This window comes from Sphingobium sp. LF-16 (assembly GCF_003711185.1).
Taxonomy (GTDB): Bacteria; Pseudomonadota; Alphaproteobacteria; order Sphingomonadales; family Sphingomonadaceae; genus Sphingobium; species Sphingobium yanoikuyae_A.
This window is the reverse complement of sequence record NZ_CP029335.1, coordinates 1,959,786-1,982,500: the sequence shown is the minus strand read 5'-3', so window position 1 is coordinate 1,982,500 and position 22,715 is coordinate 1,959,786. Positions and strand designations below refer to the sequence as shown.

At 59.7% G+C, this 22,715-nt stretch carries 16 protein-coding genes, 3 tRNA genes and 2 rRNA genes (1 of these 21 only partly in view); 15 read left to right on the top strand and 6 right to left on the bottom strand.

What is annotated here, in order from left to right; genetic code table 11:
* From DIZ22_RS09265 to DIZ22_RS09240, 6 genes are all read left to right on the top strand, one after another.
* A tRNA-Ile gene (locus DIZ22_RS09265) sits at nucleotides 1-16 on the top strand (it extends 61 nt beyond the left edge of the window).
* An 11-nt stretch (nucleotides 17-27) separates the two neighbouring features.
* Nucleotides 28-103 (top strand) — tRNA-Ala (locus DIZ22_RS09260).
* A 301-nt stretch (nucleotides 104-404) separates the two neighbouring features.
* Nucleotides 405-3,196, top strand: a 23S ribosomal RNA gene (locus DIZ22_RS09255).
* A gap of 176 nt (nucleotides 3,197-3,372) precedes the next feature.
* Nucleotides 3,373-3,487 (top strand): 5S ribosomal RNA (gene rrf, locus DIZ22_RS09250).
* 110 nt (nucleotides 3,488-3,597) lie between these two features.
* Nucleotides 3,598-3,674 (top strand) — tRNA-Met (locus tag DIZ22_RS09245).
* Between the two features lie 186 nt (nucleotides 3,675-3,860).
* On the top strand, nucleotides 3,861-5,063 hold the full coding sequence (locus tag DIZ22_RS09240; RefSeq protein WP_122928133.1) for an integrase arm-type DNA-binding domain-containing protein: 1,203 nt from the start codon (nucleotides 3,861-3,863) through the stop codon (nucleotides 5,061-5,063).
* A 49-nt stretch (nucleotides 5,064-5,112) separates the two neighbouring features.
* On the opposite strand, the gene DIZ22_RS09235 is transcribed toward DIZ22_RS09240, so the two are convergent.
* Entirely contained in the window at nucleotides 5,113-5,574 is a 462-nt protein-coding gene (locus DIZ22_RS09235) for a MucR family transcriptional regulator (protein ID WP_122928132.1), read from the bottom strand.
* Nucleotides 5,575-5,941: 367 nt separating this feature from the next.
* Here DIZ22_RS09235 and DIZ22_RS22390 point away from each other — a divergent pair, with 367 nt between their 5' ends.
* Nucleotides 5,942-6,073 (top strand): hypothetical protein, encoded by a 132-nt coding sequence (locus DIZ22_RS22390; RefSeq protein WP_276309027.1) that lies wholly within the window; start codon nucleotides 5,942-5,944, stop codon nucleotides 6,071-6,073.
* Between the two features lie 635 nt (nucleotides 6,074-6,708).
* Here DIZ22_RS22390 and DIZ22_RS09230 read toward each other — a convergent pair.
* Entirely contained in the window at nucleotides 6,709-7,113 is a 405-nt protein-coding gene (locus tag DIZ22_RS09230) for a helix-turn-helix domain-containing protein (RefSeq protein ID WP_072895874.1), read from the bottom strand.
* 65 nt (nucleotides 7,114-7,178) lie between these two features.
* Here DIZ22_RS09230 and DIZ22_RS09225 point away from each other — a divergent pair, with 65 nt between their 5' ends.
* Nucleotides 7,179-7,835, top strand: a complete 657-nt coding sequence (locus tag DIZ22_RS09225) for a cation transporter (RefSeq protein ID WP_122928789.1) — start codon at nucleotides 7,179-7,181, stop codon at nucleotides 7,833-7,835.
* Here DIZ22_RS09225 and DIZ22_RS09220 read toward each other — a convergent pair.
* A complete protein-coding gene (locus tag DIZ22_RS09220; RefSeq protein WP_206364623.1) occupies nucleotides 7,798-9,705 on the bottom strand; it encodes a TonB-dependent receptor in 1,908 nt (635 codons plus the stop codon). The two genes, DIZ22_RS09225 and DIZ22_RS09220, sit on opposite strands and share 38 nt — an antisense overlap.
* A 529-nt stretch (nucleotides 9,706-10,234) precedes the next feature.
* On the opposite strand from DIZ22_RS09220, the gene DIZ22_RS09215 reads away from it, so the two are divergent.
* The gene (locus DIZ22_RS09215; protein ID WP_122928130.1) at nucleotides 10,235-11,368 is read left to right on the top strand and encodes a TonB family protein; all 1,134 of its coding nucleotides are present in this window, start codon (nucleotides 10,235-10,237) and stop codon (nucleotides 11,366-11,368) included.
* 538 nt (nucleotides 11,369-11,906) lie between these two features.
* Here DIZ22_RS09215 and DIZ22_RS09210 read toward each other — a convergent pair.
* Nucleotides 11,907-12,776, bottom strand: coding sequence for a hypothetical protein (locus tag DIZ22_RS09210; protein WP_164488874.1), 870 nt, complete (start codon nucleotides 12,774-12,776; stop codon nucleotides 11,907-11,909).
* Between the two features lie 549 nt (nucleotides 12,777-13,325).
* Nucleotides 13,326-14,684 carry a hypothetical protein gene (locus tag DIZ22_RS09200; protein ID WP_122928127.1) on the bottom strand — a complete coding sequence of 453 codons (1,359 nt, stop codon included), beginning with the start codon at nucleotides 14,682-14,684 and terminating at the stop codon, nucleotides 13,326-13,328.
* A gap of 670 nt (nucleotides 14,685-15,354) precedes the next feature.
* Here DIZ22_RS09200 and DIZ22_RS09195 point away from each other — a divergent pair.
* From DIZ22_RS09195 to DIZ22_RS09185, 3 genes are read left to right on the top strand one after another with little or no spacing between them, the layout of a single operon-like run.
* Nucleotides 15,355-17,190 (top strand): AAA family ATPase, encoded by a 1,836-nt coding sequence (locus DIZ22_RS09195; protein WP_122928787.1) that lies wholly within the window; start codon nucleotides 15,355-15,357, stop codon nucleotides 17,188-17,190.
* Complete coding sequence (locus DIZ22_RS09190) at nucleotides 17,187-18,074, top strand: ATP-binding protein (RefSeq protein WP_122928126.1); 888 nt, start codon at nucleotides 17,187-17,189, stop codon at nucleotides 18,072-18,074. Before DIZ22_RS09195 ends, DIZ22_RS09190 begins: the two co-directional genes overlap by 4 nt.
* Complete coding sequence (locus DIZ22_RS09185) at nucleotides 18,071-19,495, top strand: phosphotransferase (protein WP_206364622.1); 1,425 nt, start codon at nucleotides 18,071-18,073, stop codon at nucleotides 19,493-19,495. The genes DIZ22_RS09190 and DIZ22_RS09185 overlap by 4 nt, the downstream gene beginning before the upstream one ends.
* Nucleotides 19,496-19,817: 322 nt before the next feature.
* Here DIZ22_RS09185 and DIZ22_RS09180 read toward each other — a convergent pair whose 3' ends face one another.
* The gene (locus DIZ22_RS09180) at nucleotides 19,818-20,051 is read right to left on the bottom strand and encodes an AlpA family phage regulatory protein (protein WP_004210544.1); all 234 of its coding nucleotides are present in this window, start codon (nucleotides 20,049-20,051) and stop codon (nucleotides 19,818-19,820) included.
* 536 nt (nucleotides 20,052-20,587) lie between these two features.
* Between DIZ22_RS09180 and DIZ22_RS09175 the strand changes: the two genes are divergently transcribed.
* From DIZ22_RS09175 to DIZ22_RS09165, 3 genes are read left to right on the top strand one after another with little or no spacing between them, the layout of a single operon-like run.
* Complete coding sequence (locus DIZ22_RS09175) at nucleotides 20,588-21,475, top strand: zincin-like metallopeptidase domain-containing protein (protein ID WP_122928124.1); 888 nt, start codon at nucleotides 20,588-20,590, stop codon at nucleotides 21,473-21,475.
* Nucleotides 21,472-21,720, top strand: a complete 249-nt coding sequence (locus DIZ22_RS09170; RefSeq protein ID WP_122928123.1) for a hypothetical protein — start codon at nucleotides 21,472-21,474, stop codon at nucleotides 21,718-21,720. Before DIZ22_RS09175 ends, DIZ22_RS09170 begins: the two co-directional genes overlap by 4 nt.
* 60 nt (nucleotides 21,721-21,780) lie before the next feature.
* Nucleotides 21,781-22,710, top strand: a complete 930-nt coding sequence (locus DIZ22_RS09165; protein ID WP_122928122.1) for a HEPN domain-containing protein — start codon at nucleotides 21,781-21,783, stop codon at nucleotides 22,708-22,710.
* Nucleotides 22,711-22,715 lie beyond the last annotated feature (5 nt).

Genomic DNA, 22,715 nt, shown 5'->3' with positions numbered 1-22,715 from the left:
CCTCCCCGGCCCACCAGCATTTGGTGAGGGGCTTTAGCTCAGCTGGGAGAGCGGTTGCTTTGCAAGCATCAGGTCATCGGTTCGATCCCGATAAGCTCCACCATTTGCTGACCACTGCGTAGCGATGTTTCGCGGAGCAGATCAGAATTCTCTAGAGATGAAGAGTAGCGGTTTGCCGGATACGTCCGGTGATATGGCTCGCAGCGCGAGCCTCTTTGACATTGTGAATGGGTTTTTTAATCGATGCCGTGGCGACATGGTTCGGTTTTTGGTGTTTCCGCAAGGGAGCATCCGGAAAGCGGGCGATGTTGTACACACAAGATTATCTGGCTGAGTTTAATAACCACACCGATACAGCTTTCGACAAATGCTACCCAGTATTGTCGTTGGTGGTGTGGACTCTCAAGCGTGAGGTAAGGGCATCTGGTGAATGCCTTGGCATGTACAGGCGATGAAGGACGTGGCACGCTGCGATAAGCGTGGGGGAGCCGTGAGCAGGCTTTGATCCCGCGATTTCCGAATGGGACAACCCACCTTCACCATTTAATTCCGTTATCGGTTCGCCGGTCGCGTAGTTAAATGGGAGAGGTATCACTAAGCTGAATAAAATAGGCTTTGGTGAAGCGAACCCGGAGAACTGAAACATCTCAGTACCCGGAGGAAAAGACATCAACCGAGATTCCGTTAGTAGTGGCGAGCGAACGCGGACCAGGCCAGTGCCTGATGTTTAATTAGCAGAACGATCTGGAAAGTTCGGCCATAGCGGGTGACAGCCCCGTATGCGAAAATGAAACATCAGGACTTGAGTAGGGCGGAGCACGTGAAACTCTGTCTGAACATGGGGGGACCACCCTCCAAGCCTAAATACTCGTACATGACCGATAGTGAACCAGTACCGTGAGGGAAAGGTGAAAAGCACCCCGATGAGGGGAGTGAAACAGTACCTGAAACCGGATGCCTACAAGCAGTGGGAGGGTCCTTGAGACCTGACCGCGTACCTCTTGCATAATGGGTCTGTGACTTAGTGTATCAAGCAAGCTTAAGCCGTTAGGTGTAGGCGCAGCGAAAGCGAGTCTGAATAGGGCGCCATAGTTTGATGCATTAGACCCGAAACCCGGCGATCTATGCATGACCAGGTTGAAGGTGCGGTAACACGCACTGGAGGACCGAACCGTTCAATGTTGAAAAATTGTCGGATGAGTTGTGCTTAGGGGTGAAAGGCCAATCAAGCCGGGAAATAGCTGGTTCTCCGCGAAATCTATTGAGGTAGAGCGTCGAATATTTGCCGTTGGGGGTAGAGCACTGGATGGATGCGGGGGTCGCGAGATCTACCAATTCTAACCAAACTCCGAATACCAACGAGTCTAGTTCGGCAGACAGACGGCGGGTGCTAAGGTCCGTCGTCAAAAGGGAAACAGCCCTAACCTACAGCTAAGGTCCCCAAGTCATCACTAAGTGGGAAAGCATGTGGGATTTCCAAAACAACCAGGAGGTTGGCTTAGAAGCAGCCATCCTTTAAAGAAAGCGTAACAGCTCACTGGTCTAAATAAGAGATCCTGCGGCGAAGATGTAACGGGGCTAAAGTGATGCACCGAAGCTTAGGGTTCAGTCTTTGACTGAGCGGTAGCGGAGCGTTCCGTAGGCCGTTGAAGCGGAAGGGTAACCGACCGTGGAGGTATCGGAAGTGCGAATGCAGACATGAGTAGCGATTAAGAGGGTGAGATGCCCTCTCGCCGAAATTCCAAGGGTTCCTGCTTAAAGCTAATCTGAGCAGGGTAAGCCGGCCCCTAAGACGAGCCCGAAGGGGGTAGTCGATGGGAACCACGTTAATATTCGTGGGCCTGGTGGTGTGTGACGGATGCCGTAAATTGTTCGGGCTTATTGGATTGCTCCGGGCAGTGAAGGGATCCCAGGAAATAGCCCCACCGTATAGACCGTACCCTAAACCGACACAGGTGGAATGGTAGAGTATACCAAGGCGTTTGAGAGAAGTATCCTGAAGGAACTCGGCAAATTGCCTCCGTACCTTCGGAAGAAGGAGGCCCCATCTTAAGGCAACTTTTGATGGGGGGCACAGGCCAGGGGGTAGCGACTGTTTAGCAAAAACACAGGGCTCTGCTAAGTCGGCTTCAAGACGACGTATAGGGCCTGACGCCTGCCCGGTGCCTGAAGGTTAAGAGGAGGAGTGCAAGCTCTGAATTGAAGCCCAGGTAAACGGCGGCCGTAACTATAACGGTCCTAAGGTAGCGAAATTCCTTGTCGGGTAAGTTCCGACCTGCACGAATGGCGTAACGACTTCCCCACTGTCTCCAGGATATGCTCAGCGAAATTGAATTCTCCGTGAAGATGCGGAGTACCCGCGGTTAGACGGAAAGACCCCGTGCACCTTTACTGCAGCTTCAGAGTGGCATTAGGAAAGAACTGTGTAGCATAGGTGGGAGGCTTTGAAGCATTGACGCCAGTTGATGTGGAGCCATAGGTGAAATACCACCCTGTTGTTTTCTGATGTCTAACCTCGCACCGTTATCCGGTGCAGGGACCCTCTGTGGCGGGTAGTTTGACTGGGGCGGTCGCCTCCTAAAGAGTAACGGAGGCGCGCGATGGTGGGCTCAGGACGGTTGGAAACCGTCTGTTAGAGTGCAATGGCATAAGCCCGCCTGACTGCGAGACTGACAAGTCGAGCAGAGACGAAAGTCGGTCATAGTGATCCGGTGGTCCCTCGTGGAAGGGCCATCGCTCAACGGATAAAAGGTACGCCGGGGATAACAGGCTGATGATTCCCAAGAGCTCATATCGACGGAATCGTTTGGCACCTCGATGTCGGCTCATCACATCCTGGGGCTGGAGCAGGTCCCAAGGGTTTGGCTGTTCGCCAATTAAAGTGGTACGTGAGCTGGGTTCAGAACGTCGCGAGACAGTTTGGTCCCTATCTGCCGTGGGCGTCGAAATTTGAGAGGAGTTGACCCTAGTACGAGAGGACCGGGTTGAACATACCTCTGGTGTACCTGTCGTCACGCCAGTGGCGCAGCAGGGTAGCTATGTATGGACGGGATAACCGCTGAAAGCATCTAAGCGGGAAGCCTCCCTCAAGATAAGATTTCATCGAGCCGTCGTAGACCACGACGTTGATAGGCTGGATGTGGAAGTGCGGTAACGCATGGAGCTAACCAGTCCTAATTGCTCTGTTCGCGCTTAAGAGTCCCACCATCAACGACAATGCTGGAAACAGCCAAGGCGCTGATGGCGTGGTTTTAAGCCAGCCCAGATATACGAACATACAAACACACAAGCTCTTGTTGTTCACTTTCCCAAGTGAAAGTGAATAGTGCACGGTATCGATTAAAAACCCGCAGTTATGCGCCTGCTTCATTGCTTGGTGACCATAGCGTCTGTGACCCACCCGATCCCATCCCGAACTCGGCCGTGAAACCAGTCTGCGCCGATGGTACTATTGCTCAAGCACTGGAAGAGTAGGGCGTCGCCAGGCATTGAAGCACGCGCATAGCAACGGATCAAAAACCCATCACAATGTTACAAAACAGGGCGGCCCGCAAAGCCGCCCTTTTTGCGTATCAGGGCCACACAAAAGCCCAGTGTCGCGGGATGGAGCAGCCCGGTAGCTCGTCAGGCTCATAACCTGAAGGTCGTAGGTTCAAATCCTACTCCCGCAACCATACACATACAGACCAAGCCGTCTCGGATCATCCCGGGGCGGTTTTTTTTATGCCTTTTTTGACGGATTTGCGCCGTTTCTTGGGGATGCAGCGCCGCCCATCGGATCGCGCCTGATACCAGGACGTCGATTTGCTTTTGGGGGTGTTTTGGAGGGTAATGCCTGTGCCCAGCAGGAGATACCCCCTATGCCGCTCAAGGAACTCGAGGTTCGCTACGCCAGTCGGCGCTCCAAGGATTACAAGCTTGGCGATGGCGGCGGCCTTTATCTGCTTGTCCGTCCGACGGGCTCGCGTCTCTGGCGCATGAAATATCGGTTCGGCGGCAAGGAGAAGCTGCTCTCGTTCGGGCGCTACCCGGAGGTTACCCTGGCTGAGGCGCGACTGCGCCGCGCTGAGGCCAAGCTCGCCCTTGCGCGGGGCGAGGATCCCGGTCCCAAGGCTCCCTCGCCTGTGACCAGCTTTGAGGCCGCTGCGCGGGCTTGGCATGGCAATCGGGCTAGCGGGCTGGAGCCGGGGCATGCGGCACGCATATTGTCGCGTCTGGAGCGCGATGTGTTCCCGTCGCTCGGGCAGCGCGATCTCAAGGACATCACTGCAGGCGATGTGCTGACGATGTTGCGGGCGGTCGAGGCGCGCGGCGCCCTCGATGTCAGCCGCCGGCTGCGTCAGCATGTGAGCCAGGTCTATCTCTTTGCCATCCCGCAGGGTTGGGCCTCCCATGATCCTGCAGCTGGTCTTGCCACCTTGCTGCGGCCCAAGCCTCGGGTGCGGCATATGGCGCGGGTTGGGGCAGGGGAGTTGCCAGCGCTTGTTCGGGCGATCGACGCTTATGATGGCGATGAGAATCCACGGCGGCGTGCGGTCACGCGCGACGCGCTCTTGTTCACGCTGCTGACCTGGGCGCGAACCAATGAGACGCGTCATGCGACATGGGAGGAGTTTGAGGGGCTGGATGGCCCTGATCCCATCTGGCGGGTGCCGGCCGAGCGGATGAAGATGGGGCGCGAGCATATCGTGCCGCTTTCGCGGCAGGCCGTCGCCTTGCTCGACAGCGTCAAGGTTTACAGCCGGGGGCCTTATGTCTTTGCCGGCGATAAGCCTGCGCTACCGATATCGCAGAACACGATGATCTATGGCTGCTACCGCATGGGCTATCGCGGCAGGCAGACTGTGCATGGGTTCCGCGGCCTCGCCTCGACCTGGGCCAATGAAGCGGAATGCTATCGGCCAGATTGGATCGAGGTGGCGCTGGCCCATGCTGATCGTGATGATGTGCGTGGGGCCTATAACAGCGCTCTCTACCTGACGCCGCGTCGGCGGATGCTGCAGGCGTGGGCTGATCATGTTCTGGGCATGATCGCGGTGCCGCAGGAGGCGCTGGTCGCGTGATCGCATGGGGATGCGAGGATCGGCTCTGCCGCTCCCCGCATAGCTGTCTTTAGGCCGGTTCGGCGACCTTCGTCTTGCGCGGGGTGCGGGCCGGCTTGGCAGGGGCCGCTGCAGCGGCGCGCGGCTTGCGGCCGAGGCCGATCTTGTGGGCCAGTTCCTTGCGCTGCGCAGCATAGTTGGGGGCGACCATCGGATAATCCGCAGGCAAGCCCCACTTGGCGCGATAGTCTGCCGGGGTCATCTGATAATGGGTCATCAGGTGACGCTTGAGCATCTTGAGCTTCTTCCCGTCTTCCAGGCAGACGATATAGTCCGGCTTGATCGACGCGCGCACAGAAACCGCAGGCTCTGGCTTCACTTCTTCCGCAACTGCAGGTTCGCTCAGGCTAGCCAGAGCGCCATGCACATTGGCGATCAGGGAAGGAAGATCATTGATCCCAACACTGTTGTTGCTGACATGGGCAGCGACAATATCGGCGGTGAGCGTGATGAGCGTTTCTTCAGCGGACATTCTTATCCCTTCTTCATGGCGACCATGGGGATGTCGCCATTGGCAGAGGACAGATGTCATTACCAGTACCGTTCAATGAACTATTGCTCATGCTCGGCTATCGGATTGAAAGAATGTTGAGGTCATTGTGTCATCAGTGCTTCGTTACACCTCATGTCGAGGGGGCCCCTTCGCCTGGTTTGACGCTGGATTATTCGCCAGGCCGAAGTGTAGTGCGTGACCTTGCGTCGCGGGGCGGATGATCAACTCTCCGATAATGACAAAATGTTTCCCGATTTCCTCGGCCCGGAACTCCTGAAGAGCGTCAACGATTTCGTGATGCAAAGGAGGCGATCGATGATGGCATCGCTTCTCCAGGAGAGACGCTATGCCGGATGTCTGCGACCTTGACGATGCCAGCTTGATAGCGATCTGGAACGATGCCGATCCTGAAAATCTCTCCGACTACGAATGCGAGGTCATCGAGGAGATGAAAGCGCGCGACATCGTCCCGAGATGAGAAATACCCCATTCGGGTGATTGCGCCGGATGACCGGGCTGCTAATTGAGTCGAGCGACCCGACGTTCGTTTTTACGATCGAACGATTACTGACCCCGCTAAAAATGGCGGGGTCTTTTCGTTCCACCATCTTGATCGTGCTCGACAATTTGAACGCGACTGACCTATCAATCACGCTAGGTCGCTTGTCGAAACGAGATCATCATCGAGCGTGATCACCTCAAAGCCGCCACTGAGCCGCGCAACTATCGACGAGAGTGGTCGTTTCATCCCAAACCAGCCATTGGAGAAACAACCTTTGCGCCGCCCAGACACTGACCCCACCGCCCGCACAACATCGTTGTTCGAAATGAATGGTGTCTTGGCCCTGGGCATCCTGTGCGGCGCGCTGTTCGCTGCGCTTGTGGGCTTGATACGGTAACCTCCGGACTCGCTGGATCAACCGGAGACGCCAGCGCGGTCGTCCCCAAGTGGTCGAGATTTGCGCAATCTGGAAAAATCGACCCTTATGAGACGCTCAGCCGCAAATTTCTGCATCCCAAGAGCGGCCCGTCTGCTTCCCTATTCCGGATGCCCCAGACCTGCCGGAAGGAGACAAGCGGCTTCGGACCTCAGCGAGCCAGCAATTGTCATCGTCAGTCCGGCAGCGCAGGCCCAAGCGCCTCGATGATACGGCAATCGGCAACGATGCCACCATCGCAGGAATCGATCACGGCCTTAAGCTCTTTGCGAAGGGCGCTAAGGTCGGCCAGCTTGCGATCCACTTCCAGCAGGTGCTCCTTGGCGATCCGGTCGATACCGGCGCAATCACAGCTGCGGTCGCCCGAGATGCTCAGCAGCGCCCGCACCTGATCGAGCGAGAATCCAAGGTCGCGGGCACGCCGGATGAAGGACAGTCGGCCAAGCTCCGCCTGCCCATAATCCCGGTAGTTGCTCGTCGTGCGAGCCGGTTTGGGTAGCAGGCCGATCTTCTCATAATAGCGGATCGTTTCGATCTTCGTGGCCGTCGCCTTGCCCATATCGCCGATCGTGAATGCCATGCCCTTGACCCTGTAGTTGCTACAGGGACTATATAGCTCGCCATCACTTTGTTCGGGAGATGGATATGGCAGGCGGATGCTGCGGCGGATCCCAGGATAGTGCGGAACAACTGAACGATCAGGTCTGGCGGCGCGTGCTGTGGATTGCGCTCGTGATCAACGCGGTCATGTTCGGCGTGGAGATTGTCGCCGGGGTCACTGCTGGGTCCGCATCGCTCAAGGCCGATGCGCTCGACTTCCTGGGCGACGCAGCCAATTACGCGATCAGCCTCGGCGTTGCAGGCATGGCACTGGCCTGGAGGGCGCGGGCCGCGATGGCCAAGGGCGTGTCGATCCTGTTGTTCGGCGTATGGGTGCTGGGCAACACCATCTGGATGGCGACGCAAGGAACTGTTCCTGCCGCAGAGACTATGGGTATCGTGGGCGTGATCGCGCTGGTCGCGAACCTTGCCTGCGCCGCGATGCTCTGGCGTCACCGCGAAGGTGATGCCAACCGGCGCTCGGTCTGGATCTGCTCGCGCAACGATGCGATCGGCAATATCGCCGTGGTCGCCGCAGCGCTGGGCGTGTTCGGCACCAGCACGGGCTGGCCGGACATCGTGGTCGCAGCAATCATGGCCGCGCTGGCACTGTCCGGCGGATGGCAGATAATCCACCAGGCGCGCGGCGAACTGAGGCGGGAGCCTAGTCGCCGCCGAAGCGAATCCGCACCCCTCCGTTGAGGACGAAGCCATCGGTTGGTGCCCAGGCATCGACCGTCCATGCACCCGTCGCCGCCCGACGTGGCAGGAGCAGCGAATCATATTTCGTCTGCCGCACATTGAGCAGGTTCTCGGCATTGAGGAACAGGCTGACCTTGCCCAGTATCAGTTCGCCCATCGCGCCCAGTTGAACATAGAGCTTGCTGCGCGTCCGATAGGGATTGTCGTCCAGCGACTGCCGCCCGGTATAATAGGCCTCGATCCCGAAGCGGCCACGCCCTTCCTTCTCCCACATGCCGACAAGGCCCGCGCTGTCTCGGGGCGTCAGCGGCACGATGCGTCGACCGGATCCGTCTGGGTCCGGTTCACTCGCAGCGACATGGATGTAGCTGCCGGTCAGAGACAGAGCCCGCCAATGATAGCGCAGAAGCACTTCGGCACCGCGCGTCCGCGTGACGCCATCGGCATTGATGAGCGTGACATGATCCGCGTCCACCATCTGCAACTGCTGGGCATGGTCGATGTTGGAAGCGAACATGCTGAGGTTCGCCTCGAACGGCCCACTGGCATAGCCGAAGTCGATCGACCCGCTGTCGGCGATCTCCGCCTTGAGCTTCCCGTAGGGCAGGAGGCGGGCGAGGCCGTTGGCCTCTGTCTCCTCGACGAACGGCGTCGGCGCGTAGAAGCCGCGCCCCAATGAAGCGCGGATCGTCCAGGGACCGGGCCGATAGAGGGCGGAGAGGCGCGGACTTACGTGCGAGCCGTAGTCACTATGGGCATCCCAGCGCAGGCTTCCCGCCAGGATCAGCCGGTCGGCCAGTTCCTGCTCACCCTGCACGAACAGCGCGGGCACGGTGTAACTGTAATCGAAGGCTGAGAACGCTTTGGATCGATAGTCGTCCAACTGGACCGCAGCGCCTGCCAGCCATGTCGTCGCACCTGACTTTCTGCCGACCGACGCCTCGGCAAATGCCGTGCGGTGACGGTCATTCTCCATCGTATCGCCGAAGACATGGCGATGCGACTGGATAACGCCCGAGGCGCGCAGACGCAGCGTGCCGATTCCTTCCAGCGGTGTTTCTGCTGTAAGGCCGAGGTCGTAGCGCCGGCTGCGCAGCGTCTGCGCGAACGGCAATCCGTCCGGCGCATTCGCGCCTGGCATCGTTCCGCCGTCGCGCTGCTCCGCCATTGCGCCGAAGGTCAGCAAGGCCTTCGTCCCATCGGCAGCATCGAGAAACAGCCGGGGCCGGATTGTGAAGCGCTCATAGCCGGGCATATCGGCCCAGCCGTCATCGTTCAGGTCCTGACGGCGTTGCCGGTCGTAGCCGGCCGTGAGCGAGGCACTGAACACGCTGCTGAGCAGCGCGGCGACATACCCCGTCACATCCTGCCCATCCCGACTGGTGGCATTGAGCAGGAGTTCGCCTTGCGGTTCGCTGGCCGGACGACGCGACACCAGATTGATAACGCCGCCCAGTGCCGAGGGGCCATAGAGCGCCGATGCGGCGCCCTTAATGATCTCCACCTGGCCGAGATCGGTGGGCGGGATTTGTAGCAAGCCAATGGAGGGGGTCTGCCCACCATAAAGCGGCAATCCGTCAGCCAGTATTTGGGTGTAGCGGCCCTTCAGGCTCTGGATACGGACATTGGCCGCGCCCAGTGCAGGCGATGTGGTCTGGACACGCACGCCAGGCGTCTCGCTCACCAGCATGGCGATGTTGCCAGGGCGCATGAGGAGTTTCTCCTCAATCTCCTCGCGATTGATGACCTCAACGCGGATCGGTTCGTCCTGAACCCTGCGCCCGGTGCGTGTCGCCTGGACGACGATTTCAGTTTCAGTCTCTTCGGCATGATCGGTGTCGGCCTGCGCGTAAGCTGGGCCGGCCATCATGGTCGCAATTATTAGCGCGCTACTCCCGGCATAGGCCCTGCTGGCTCGAACCATCAAACTCACGTTGCCCCCGTTCCCGCCCGGCATTGAACGCCGAGTGCGGAAGGCTTGATAAGGCCTGTATCAACTACAGGGTCAAGGGCGGCTGTCTGGATTTACCAAAGGCGGTCCAACTTTGCGGATGGGCCGCTATTAGACGACAGCCTCGACCCATTTCGGCCGTTTAGCCGCCGACTTTTAATCTCGACCAGCTGACGGTCCGCTTACTGGACTGTTAGATCATAAGCCTCCTGTAAACTAGGGCGGTTCACGGTGCGTCCTGGACAGCTAGACCGTCGGCGCATCGTACCGGCGCCCCACCCGATCGCAAGCCCGGAAGACGCTGCACGAGTAAGGCAGGACCGCCTAGCGCACGCGGCGCTGAGGGCTGCGATCGCAAACTGTGCCATTGCCTCGCGCCATCAGCCTGTTCTATCGGAAGCGATCATCTTTACGGGGGGCGTGAAGATGGCGATCGGGGAATAGAACTATGAAGACCGGACGCTTGGCGCTCTTATCAGGCGCGCTTGCCATGCTGATCGCAGCGACGATGGCGCAGGGCGCGCCGGCTCGGAGACCTGCGGCAAAGCAACGAGCGGCTACGCCTGCCTCCAAACCTCTGTCGCCCTCGCAAGTGCTCGCCGGACATCTGGTGCTCAACCGCTACACGCCAGCCACGCCAATCGGTGCTGCCTGCCGCCAGGCGAGTTTCAAGAATCTGGCGATCGCGCTCAACATGAACCGCGAGCTGCTCACGGCGGCGAAGAACGAGTTCGAAACCAGCGCGCAGTTCTCCGAAAGGTCCGACCGGCTGCAATCCGCGCTGGGCGGTGAGCCGATCCTGTTTTGCGAGTCCCTCAATGACAATGAGGACGTGCCCTTTGCCTACAAGGCGGATGAACAACTGTTCGAAGGCAGTTTCTACAAAAACCATAATGTTTGGCGCGATGTAAAGCCGCTGGGCAGCTACCGCACCAAGACGCGCATGGGCATTCCCGTAACGGTCAAGTCCTCGGCCGAGTTCGAATATAATGTCGCGCTCGACATGCCCGCCAACCTCATGGGCTGTGTATCGGGAGACTATGGCTACAAGTTCGCCGTGCCCCAGCCCATCGCGGGCGCGCCGGCCCTCAAGGCCGGCGGCAAGATCGCCTTCATTGCCAGACTCATCTCCCCTTATGTCAGCGAGGAAGAAAGCCCCGGCGAACCCAGCCTAGACAATCCATATGACATCGCTACCCAGACGATCACCGTGCACGCACAACCTGAGCGGCTGATCGTCCTGGATGGGACTGGCAAGGAAGTATGGTCCTGCAGGGTCGGTGCCTTCACGCCGTTGCAAAAGCCCCGCCCGCTGGGCGATGAAAAGAGCTGGCTCTCGCTGGTCGATTATCCGGTCAGCGGCTATCGCACCCAAGCGGCAGGCACCGTAGCCGCGACCCTGCAGATCGACCCGCAGGGCAAGGTGAGCGGCTGCACCATTACCGCCTCTAGCGGCTTTGCCGAACTGGACGCGGCCAGCTGCGCGGGGTGGACGCGACGGGCGAAATTCGTGCCGGGCAGCGATGAAAATGGCGATCCAATCGAGAGCGAATACGCGATTAGCCGGACCTGGACGCGGTAAGCGTGTGGACGCGCCGTGTCGGCACATAGGCCGCCGTGGTGCCTCGCCCTTGCTACTGCGCCTGGCAGCGGCGGTTCCGTCCGATACCCGAGCCGGATTTGACACTAAAAGCGCCAGCGGAGGATGCGCTAGGTCCCTTTTCGACCTTGCCCGGTGCGACGCCACCTACCTCCTCCATATCCCACAGCACATCACCGTGCTGGTGAGGCCGCATATAACGCAACTCGTCGATCGGTTTTTCGAGCGATAAGAATATCGCGCTCCGCTCGTTGCCACTCTGGGCCACTCCGCTAGAGCGATAGCGGCCCAGCTCTAGCTTCCTGCAGCGCCCCCTTTTGCAGACTTTTAGCATGCAATATTTGATACCCAGCTGCTGACGATCTGCTATCCCAGCAGTTGTCCACCAGAGCTGGGCGCCTAGCTTGGGCACCGTGGAGTTTGTTCCTGACAGACTTTGCTGAAGGTCACCTCCAGGCGCCGCCTTCGCGAGGCGCAGCTGATCCGCAGCAAAACTCTTGCTACGCCGGGATGGTGGCTGTCAAACCGTGCCATCGGCTTCGTCGAGGAGATACCCCTCAGCCTGCAACTGGGTAAGCCGCGCCTTGCGGAGCTCTTCTATTGCTTCTGCGGGCACATTGAAGTTTGTGCCAAGAAAGTGCTCGAATTTCGGATTGATACCCGACGTAAGGTTGCGATCCTTGCCCTGAAGACGCCTGTGCCAATCCATTGCGCGCTCGATGTCGTCTTCACCGCCGACGACGGACTCGGGAGATGTCAGAGTGAGCTCGCGCACGGCTTCGTGCGAGCCGACGCGTTTGATCACCCCAAATCGCCAAATAGGATCGACTTTATGGGCGAGCATATGAGGCTCTAGGACAGAACTTATCCCGTTCGAGATCAGACCCACACGCATCAGCTTCGGGGGATATTTCGCATGATCGTTGTAAACCGATGTCACGAGCAGCCCGGCGGCTCGGCCGATGCTTTCGAGACCTTCATGGAAACGCTCGCCGTCATATAGCTGATTATGCAGGGACCGGATACGCTGCCCGTAGATTAGCAAGGTCATCATGACCTTGGCACCATAGAAATCTGCCCAGAATTCAAGACTTCTATCTTCCTCGGGAGATCGCGTTCTCGCCATCAGGTGCCGATGAACGACATGGGCAATCTCGTGCCCGATGATGAGCAGATGGAAATGGAAGCGGTCGGCATCTTTGATCACGTCATTGGCCATGTCGGGCGAGAGGGCGATATATTGGCCGTCATTATCCCGCCGAGCCGCCGCGATATGGGCCGTCTCGGCCTTGACCCGGATCGAGGGAGCACGCCCGCCAAGAAAAAAGGCTTTGAAATCCTTCACGGCGGAAACGGCGATTTCTTCGCCTGTCAAAGGGAATTTTTTCACGCGGTATCATACCCTACAAGTAAGAGGCGTCCCGGCAAAAGCTGGGTGCGGAATGGATCGATTGGACATCGGATGCTGCTAACTGGACGCGGCGGCGGCGTCGAGAACCTGCGCACTGACAAGCGACAACAGGCGTCGTCTTAGTAGCGTGACCAAGTCTGCTCCGAACGTAAGCGACAGCAGATACTCCCGCGCGACCAACAGGATGTTCACGCCCTGTGTCAACGCTATTGTCATATGGTAGAAACCTGCCCTTGCGGACTTCTCGTTGCTGGCGACACCGGAGCTGGCCAGGCGGGGCCGGTTGCGGAGTCGCGGCTTACATATGCCAAATTGCGAAACCAACGCGCCTGGCATCACACTGCTGATGCCATGTTTGTCGAAGTCAGCGCTGCTGAGGCCGGAAAGTTGTGCTGGACCGTGGCCGAATGCGCAACTTGCCCGAACAAGAGCCTTCGGGTTTGCAGCGCCCTGCGCTGGAGATAGTAAGCCTTTTACGAATAATGCGAGGCCAGCGGCAAACTGTCTACTTCTCGGGAACTCAAGCGCTTACGCCAGGCTTGCCGCGAGCTCTTCCTCCTCAAGCGCGGTGGCGTACATCAATATGTCCTCGAAGAAATCGCGCGCGAACCGCTTCAGTGGGCTCGTGTAGAGACGGTCACCTGCGTTCATCAGCTCGAGCCGGTCGAGTCGCTGAGATGCGTGCGGATGCGTGTCCATGCGCTCCGAAATAGGAACCCTATGGGCTAAGCGCTTGCCCAGCATCTCGCCCGCGCGCTGGATGAAGTCCATATAAATGAAGAGCAGGTAAGTGGCGCCCAATTCACGCTGGTGCTCATGCAATTCGAAAAGCATATCGCTGGCTGGACTAGCGGTGTCATCTGGTTTGGTCTCATCATTGGCGAGATGCTTCATGCGGTCAATCAGTCTAGATCGCATCAGGCCAAGCGCGAATGCGTCAGCTCCAAACTCGAACTCATGCCGAATGAGCGACGCGTTGCCAGCTTCACGTGCCTTTTGCAGCCGACGGGGATGGTCTAGCGCCACATGGCCGAGTTCATGGCTGACAATGAAGTCGACTTGGCTGCTGGTGAGCCGATGAAGCATTATGGCCGAGTCTTTCCCGTAGATTGTGACGCTCGATTCCAACATTCGCGCCGGGGACACGTCCGACCAGAAGTGCAGGACGATGGGCACCATGCATCGCCATGCCCGCTCGAGCCTACTTGGGCCGGCCATCTCCCTTGTGGAATGATAGTGCAGGATGAAACGGTTGAGCTGCTTCAGGATCGGTTCGAGAGCGTAGTTCAGTGCGATCACTGGTCCATTTTCGAAGGCCCACGTGGTGGCGTTGAACTTGGCCTTTTTCACCATGGCGACAGCAACGCCGCTGAGACCGAAGCGCGCGGCGTTTTCGAATGGCATCCCGCGCAACACGCGCAGAAAAGCCATTCGCGCCCAGTACGGTAATAGCCCTGCTTCGTTCGAGAAGTCCTTCGACATCTTCAAGGCGCGGTCAGCCAGGATCTGATTGAGGACGAAGTCGTAGGCCGCGGCGAAGCGGAGGTCGTGTTCGCTTTCCGGTTCCGGCCATGTGAACTGAAACAGCGACCTCAAGCCAAGGTAAAGCATCTCATCCGGCCGGATCGGGGACTGCATGTGAAACTTCCTGATGGCTCCGGCCTGTGCCTCGCTCACTCCATCGAACGCAGCGTAGTCGGCGACCTGAATCTGCTCGAGGTCGAGAGCAGTCATTGCGGGAGGAGGCCCTTTGCCCATCCCTGATCCCACGCGGACGGCCACCTCGGCGAGGATGCCATCTATGTCCTGCTTGTCTAGGACGGGCAGGCACTTGTGGTTATCATCGCCAAGCCAGAGATCGTAGGGGTTGCTATGCGCTGCCGTCATTCTCTTCACCTCGACCGACTCTGACTCACGTTCTCTGCGCCGTCTTTGCATCAAAAGTCGATATCATAGCATTGATAGATTTAGCATATTCTCACTCGCGAAACGCCCGATCACGATCCCTGAACACCGCGAACGCCTTGTAGAAGTGGCCGATAAATGCGCATAGCGCCGGGGGCATCCCTATCGTCTTCGTCGATCACTCAATCAGCCTGGCGCCGAGGTCAAATTCGATTCCCGCGACACGTTTGTTCAACTTGGATTTTGCGCGCGAGGCAGCAGCAGCGATCGGCGGTGTCGCTTGGGTGATGCAGCCTCGCCGACGTGATAGTGCGGAAAGCCAAGGAGGACGAAGCAGCGGCATGTCTGTTTCCTACGACTAGCAGCCACTCGCCCGGCGGCGCGTCGTCCCCCTTCCGCAGTCCTTGAAAGAGCGAATTTCGTTTGTAAGGCGCGATCCGGCTGCTTCCCATTGCGCGGCATTGGAATTGCGTGCGTTCATATCGATCCGCCCCTCATTAGCTGGCCTTTAATCAAACCTAGAGGAAATTCGCGGGATCAGACCAAAGCGACAAGGGCTCGCGGGCGAACGATAAATTGTGTTTTGCAAGACCTGTCTGAACGTTAAGACTAAGGGATCGACTTGCGAGAATGCTTGGTCGACGGGGACAAGATGATCATTGAGCGGATTCAGATTGAGGAGGGTTTCCTCAACGGCTTCGACGTTTGGCCGCGACCTGGCCTGAACGTCGTCATTGGTGCGCGCGGCACCGGTAAGACGACCCTGATCGAGCTGATTCGGTTCTGCCTCGGCGTCGATGGCTACACGCCGGATGTTACCAAGCGCAGCCGCGAGCATGCGCTTTCCGTACTGGGGTCCGGCCAGGTCACGTTGACGCTTCTCGACGATGGCCGGCGGATCACGGTGTCGCGGTCAGCCAGCGACATCGCTCCGCGCACGTCCGGGCCATTCCTGGCACCGATCGTCCTTTCGCAGACGGAGATCGAAACCGTCGGCCTTCAATCCGGCGGCCGCCTCCGGTTGTTGGACGGCTTCATCGGTGATCAGCGATCTGCCGTGTCAGCAGAGACAGAGGCCGCGGCTTCGGTTCGGTCGTTGACCGCCGAGGCGAATACGATCCGCGCGGACATCGAGCAGCTGGATCAGCAGTTGGCCGAAATGCCGTCTATTCTGGAGCAAATCGCTCAAGTCGAGCCGCAGGAGCAGCAGCTGGCGGCGCTGTCGGCTGACACTAGCGCGAAAGCGGCCCAACTAAGCGTGCTCAGTAATACCATCGCGGTGAAAGGTGTCGCAACTGACGCGATCCAGCGGTTCGGTAACGAGATCACGCGTTGGCGCTCATCGATCGGGGGCATCGGTGAGATGTCCTCCGAGGGATGGCCTGCCAACGCCGGCGGCGACCCGCTTGGAGAGCTGCGTACGCGGGTTGGGAAAGTCCACGAGTATCTCCGTTATGCTCTGCAGGAATTGAGTGCCGTTGAAGCGGAAACCGTCATGCTGGGGAGCCAGGTGGCGTCACAGAAGATGGAGTTCGAGGATCAGGCGCGAACCCTCCGCAAAGAGATCGAAGCGCTTCAAACAGGAGCGGGGGAAATCGTTCGCCGCGGTCAGCTGCTCCGCGAGCGCAAAGCACAGCTGGAATCGTTGATGGCTTTCAAGCAATCGCGGATCGCCAGCTTCCAGGCGGTTATCGCGCGCCGCAATCAGGCGTTGGATGCGCTGGAGGCTATGCGGTCGGCGCGGTTCGAAGCCCGCCGAGAGGCTGCTGCCCGCCTTAACCACGTGCTCGGCCCCCGAATCCATATCAACGTCATGCGCGGCGGGCAGTCGGAGGCGTTCGCCAGCGCGCTCACCGAAGCCCTGCGCGGCAGCGGCCTGCGGTACAACGATCTGGTAGCCGCGTTGGCGGCGCGGATCAGCCCGCGTGAACTGCTGGAAGCGGTCGATAACGCCGATTTCGACCTGATCGCTACCCGTGGTTCGATGACCCTCGACCGGGCGGCTAAGGTCGCCGTCGCGCTGAAGGACGCGGACCTGGGGGCCATCGCGACAGTGCCGGTCGACGATTACGTTACCTTCTCGCTGATGGACGGCCCGGACTACAAGGACATTGCCGAGCTTTCGACCGGCCAGCGCTGCACTGTGATCCTGCCGCTGGTGCTGCGCCACATGGAGCGCCTGCTGATCGTGGACCAGCCGGAGGATCACATCGACAATGCCTTCATCGCCGAAACGCTGATCAAGTCGATTCTCGCGCGGCCGGCGAATGGCCAGCTCCTGTTCTCCACACACAACGCCAACATCCCGGTCCTAGGCAACGCGGACTTCGTCGTTCAGCTCGGCTCCGATGGCCGTCGCGGGTTCCCCATTGCGTCTGGCGCATTGGCCGACGGCCCGGTCGTTCATGCGATAACCTCGGTGATGGAGGGCGGCGTCGCCGCCTTCCGCCAGCGCGCCAACTTCTATGGATCGCAAGGTCTGGCATGACCCGGGAAGAGGCGCTGGACAATTTGAAGGCATCGTCCGCGCATGTACGCGGTCAGGCTGCCCGCGCCCTTGGCGAGGTGGGGCGCGGGACCGACCTGCCTCGCATTCGTAGGGCCCAGCGGGAAGAAACGGTCACGTACGTCAACTACGCTCTGCAGGAGACAATCCGGCGGCTGGCGCATGAACAGGCGCCCGTACCTTCGACGGATGATGCCGATGTCGTGTCAGATGATGTGCGCAAGCAGATTTACGGCAAGGCGATGGAGTGGATCACCGGTTTCCTGCTCCACGAGGTCTCTTCGCCCATAGGGTTGGTCCGGTTGGCGGCTAAGCGCGAGCTTGGCGAGGATTGGGAGGGGTCCGGCACGCAGAAGCATTTAGCGTCGGTCACGCGGGTCTTTGATGCTATCGAGCGGCTGAAGAATGCCGCCAGCGTGCCGCGCCCCGAGGAGTTCGATTTGTCGGCGCTCGTGGACGAGTTGCTCGATGGCTACACCGTCGAGGTCCGAGAATGGATCTCCACGATCGGATCGCGCCCGTTCCTCATTAAAAGCGATCCCTCGCTCGTGCGCATGGTGGTGGTGAACGGCATCCGTAACGCCATCGAGGCGCAGCAGGCGGCATCGGCGCAGCCCAACCCGCACGACGTGACCATCAGCTGGGGCGATACCGACGTCGACTATTGGCTGGCGGTGGTCGATCACGGCGACGGCCTCACCGGCCCAATCGAAACTGCCTTTATGGCCGGAAACTCGACGAAAAAGGATCACATCGGGTTCGGTTTGGCAATCGCCCGGCAAGCGGTGGAAACGATGATCGGCTCGTTGACCCTTGAGCCGGCCAAGCATGGCGGTGCCCTCTACACCGCACGGTGGCGCAAGTGACGGCGCACATTCTGGTAGTCGAGGACGACGAGGGCTTCATCGAAGAGCTGAAGAAGGTCTTCGCAGGCTGTGGCGGTCCGACGATGCCGACGTTCGTCACTAATCGCGAAGACGCGGTGGCAAAACTGGAAAGCGGCTTCTTCGACTTCGCGATCCTGGATCTCAAGATCCCCACCTCAGCTGGCACGACGGACTTCGATCCCGAGCATGGAAAGTATGTGTTCCATCACTTGCGCAGAGTGTCGCCGGGGACGAAGATCCTCGTGCTCACGGGGTCGCCGTCGGATGATTTCATCGCGCCGCTCCTCGCTCACAAGCATGATGCCGATATCTGGAGCGAGGGTGGCAAGGTCGGTACCGTCGAATTCCTGAAGAAGATCGAATTTGACCAGGCGCCGGACAAGATCGGCCGGGTGGTGACCGCGATCCATGCCTTGGCAGAGATCGAGCTTCACACCAACGGGCTCAACCTGTCGACGGGTGAGGATCGGCTTGTTCGAATCTTCGCCAAGCATTTCAAAGCGGTCGTTTGCTCGGTTCACCCGATTGGCGCGGGAAAATCCGGTGCCCGACCTCTGCGACTGCAGATGTTTGATCAGACCGGCGCGCCCATCCGAGACGTCGTTGCCAAACTGGGCGATCTTGCGAAGATGCAGGATGAGGACGCGCGATACGAGGAGCACGTCACGCTTCTCGACGGTGCTGCAACGCCACGAAAGATGAAGCTGTTGGAGTTCGGCGCGGGGGCCATGGCAGGTCTCTTCTATCAGCTGGCAAACGGTCACGACGCCTCCATGTTCAAGGCTATGGCTGAGGAGGACGCGCTGGCGGGGAAGGCCGTTGCGGCTACAGCTGAAGCCCTTGCCGGATGGTCAAACGGCAAAAACCAGGAACGTCGGTCTATCGCCTCGATCCGCAGCCAATGGGTGTCGAACGAGAGGGCTGCCGAACTTCATGCGCAGTATGGGCTCCAGTGGGCGGCTGAGTTCGAAGGCCGCATGATCCAGACGCGCTGGTGCAGCGTGCACGGCGATCTGCACGGCGAGAACATCCTCGTGTCGCCCGAAGGCGGCGTTCTGGTCATCGACTACGGCGATGTCGGGTTCGGGGCCGCGGCCTATGATCCGATGACGCTGGAACTCAGTGCGGTTCTACAGGCCAATCCAACGCTTGGGCCTGACTGGCCGACCGCTGATGCCTGTCGCCAATGGCACGACCTCGAAGCATATCTCATGGGCTGCCCCATTCCAGAGTTCATTCGGGCGTGCCGAGCGTGGTCAGAGAAACTCATGGTCGGCCGCCGAGAGCTGGCGGCATGTGCGTACAGCTACTTGCTGCGTCAGTTGAAATACCCCGACACTGACAAGGACAGAATCCTCGCTCTACTTGAGGGCGTACTTGGGTGCTGGGGGGATTCTTAGGCTTGATCGGCAAGCCGTGCATCATCGCGCCGGATAGTTCGCTCTCGTCACGCTGGCTCGACCCTACGCATTCGACGAAGACGGATGGGGCCAGCTTAAACGGGGCGCCTTAGCCATCGGCAATGTCCGCTTCCTAGGCTTGGCCAGTCCAAACCAGACGGAGCGCAAAGTCCCATCCCTTGCCGTTAGCAGCCCCACTCCCGTCCCAAATTGATAAAAGTGATCCGGCCGGAAAAAATCTCCCGGCAGGACCATAGTTCAGGGAGGTGCCGCTTCGAGGGGGAGGGGAGCGACAGGCTTGATGTGATGGGCATCGATGACCTTATAATGACGACGTGTTTTGCCGCTTGTCGGCATCCTCGACCGTCCAGAACATGGGATTGCGCATCCAGTCGTTGATGGCGGATTCTCGCCATCCCATGCAGCGCGTGGCGATACGGACCTGCTTGGGAAAGGTTCCGGCCTGGACCTTGCGATAGAGTGTCGCCCGGCTGAGCCCGGTCCGGTCGAGGACCGTATTGAGCCGGATTATGCGATCGGGTGGCTGAGAGATCATGGTCGTTTTCCATCTCTTGAGTGGTGACATGAGCGCGCCTGATCCCGAGGATTATTGGGCGGTTGCCGCGCGTCAACCGCCTGAGAATTGGGAGATCCTGCCTTGTCGAACCCCGGCAAGCCGAGGCGCACCCAGGCGCAAAAACGGCCATCAAAATAATTTGATGATGTCTGGCCGATGCCTCGCCGGCTCTGCCGGCTGAGACGTTTTGAGCTGATTGATTTGGTGGCTGCGGCGCGCGCGGCGGGCCGCGCGCGGTCGTTCTATTCGGATTCTTGGGCGTCCCTGCGTGCCGCCTTGCGGTCATCGCGCTTCGCGCGATGGCGTTGGCCTCCGGCATCGGACGGGCAAAGGCGGGCGTCGCTTGTCCCTAGCCCCGCCTCGGCGTCCTGCAACCCCGGCTGCGCCGAGGTCCTCCATGTCCATTGCGGCCCTGCGGGTGCAGGCCGCCGCTCCCGGCGGCGCTGATGGACCGCTCCTGCCACCCGCCTTCGCCCTTCCGGCGCCGGTTGCGGTGTGAAGAAGGAGTGAGGAACATGGGCAATACGGAACGTCAGAGCATCTATGGCGAAGTCACCTCCCGGATCATCACGGAACTGGAAGCGGGGCATCTTCCCTGGGTGAAGCCATGGGACAGCAGTGCCTGTCCCTGCACCATGCCACAGAATGCCGTCACCGGGCGGCGCTATTCGGGCATCAACATCCTGATCCTGTGGGCCACCGTGATCGAGCGCGGCTTTACCGGGCAGCGCTGGCTCACCTACCGGCAGGCCGAAGCGGCTGGCGGGCACGTTCGCAAGGGCGAGAAGGGGAGCGTCATCTGCTATGCGGATCGCTTCGTCCCCAAGGCCGAGGAAGAGCGGGCGGGCCAAGAGGATCGCGAGGCAAGGACGATTGCGTTGCTCAAGCGCTTTACCGTCTTCAACGTCGACCAGTGCGAGGGGCTGCCCGAAGACTTGTCCGATGTGCCCGAACTGCCTGAACCACTGGTGTCGATCGCCGAGGCTGACAGCCTGATCCGAAACAGCGGGGCGGACTTTCGCATCGGCGGTGGCGAGGCCTTTTATTCTCCGTCCGGTGATTATGTCGCCGTGCCGCCGCAGGCCGTCTTTCATGAGCCGATCAACTGGTATCGCACGGCCTTGCATGAGCTTGGCCATTGGACCGGACATCGCAGCCGGCTGGCGCGCGATCAGTCGGGCGGGTTCGGCACAGCGCTCTATGCAAAAGAGGAACTGGTCGCCGAGATGGCCAGCGCTTTTACCTGCGCGTCGCTGGGGATCGTGCCCACCGTCCGGCATAGCGACTATATCGGCTCCTGGCTTGCCGTCCTGCGCGAGGATGAGCGGGCGATCTTCAAGGCGGCGAGCGCGGCCAGCAAGGCGGCCGATTATCTGCTGGGCATGGAAGGGGCAGCGGCATGACCGACAAGCTTCCCCTGCGCGTCTTCCTGCGGCGCGGGCGCCGGTCGCTCCGCCGCATGACCGTCCTTCAGCGCACCATCTTCTTCGATATCCGGATGGAGGATCTCAGCTATGCCCAGCTTGCCGAACGGCACGGCATCAGCGCCGAGCAGGCCGAGGCCGAATTTGCCGCCGCGCTGCGCATATTCATGCGGACCTTGTACGAGTCCGAGCCCTGGTGGCGACGGCTTTCCCATCGTCTGTGATCAACCCGCCGCGCCCGATGGCTTGCCATCGGGCGATCGGTCCGACAGGGTAGCCATGCCATGCGTAACGATCTCGATCATCTTCCCGCCGACAAGCAGCGCGAACTGGCGCGCGTCGTGCAGATCATCTTCGAGGAATTCGAGGACGGGCTGGCGCTCGCCACCCAGGCATGGCGCAAGAAGGGCCGCATCCAGAAGATCATCCTCTATGGCAGCTATGCCCGTGGCGGTTGGGTCGACGAGCCGCACACAGCAAAGGGCTACAAGTCCGACTATGATCTCCTCATCATCGTCAACGACCAGCGGCTGACCGATCGCGTCAAATATTGGCTTGGAGTCGATGAGCGGCTGATGCGCGAATATGGCATCACCGCCACGCTCAAGACCCCGGTCAATTTCATCGTCCACACCCTCCAGGAAGTGAATGATGGCCTCGCCCATGGCCGCTATTTCTTCATGGACGTGGCCAAGGATGGCATCGCGCTTTACGAGAGCGACGACAAGGAACTGCATACGCCAAAGCCCAAGACGCCGGATAAGGCGCTGGCCATGGCGCAGGAATATTTTGATGACTGGCTACCCAGCGCACAGAGCTTCTTTCGAGGCTACAGCCATGCTGTAGCCGATGGAGATATGAAGAAGGCCGCATTCGATCTCCATCAGGCGGCCGAACGCCTCTATCACTGCGTCCTGCTGGTCTGCACCGCCTATACGCCACACGTTCACAATCTCGCTTTCCTGCGCACCCAAGCCGAACGGATCGACCGGCGGCTGGCCTATGTCTGGCCGAGCGAGCGCCATGTTGATCGGGCGCGGTTCGAGAAGCTGAAGGAGGCCTATGTGAAGGCCCGCTATTCCAAGCATTACAAGATCAGCGAAGAGGAACTCAGCTGGCTCGGCAAACAGGTCGAGGAACTGGGCCGCGTCGTGCATGAAGTGTGCGCCGAACGCATCGCCGAATTGAAGCGCACCGCAGGCGTCGCCGCCTGATCATT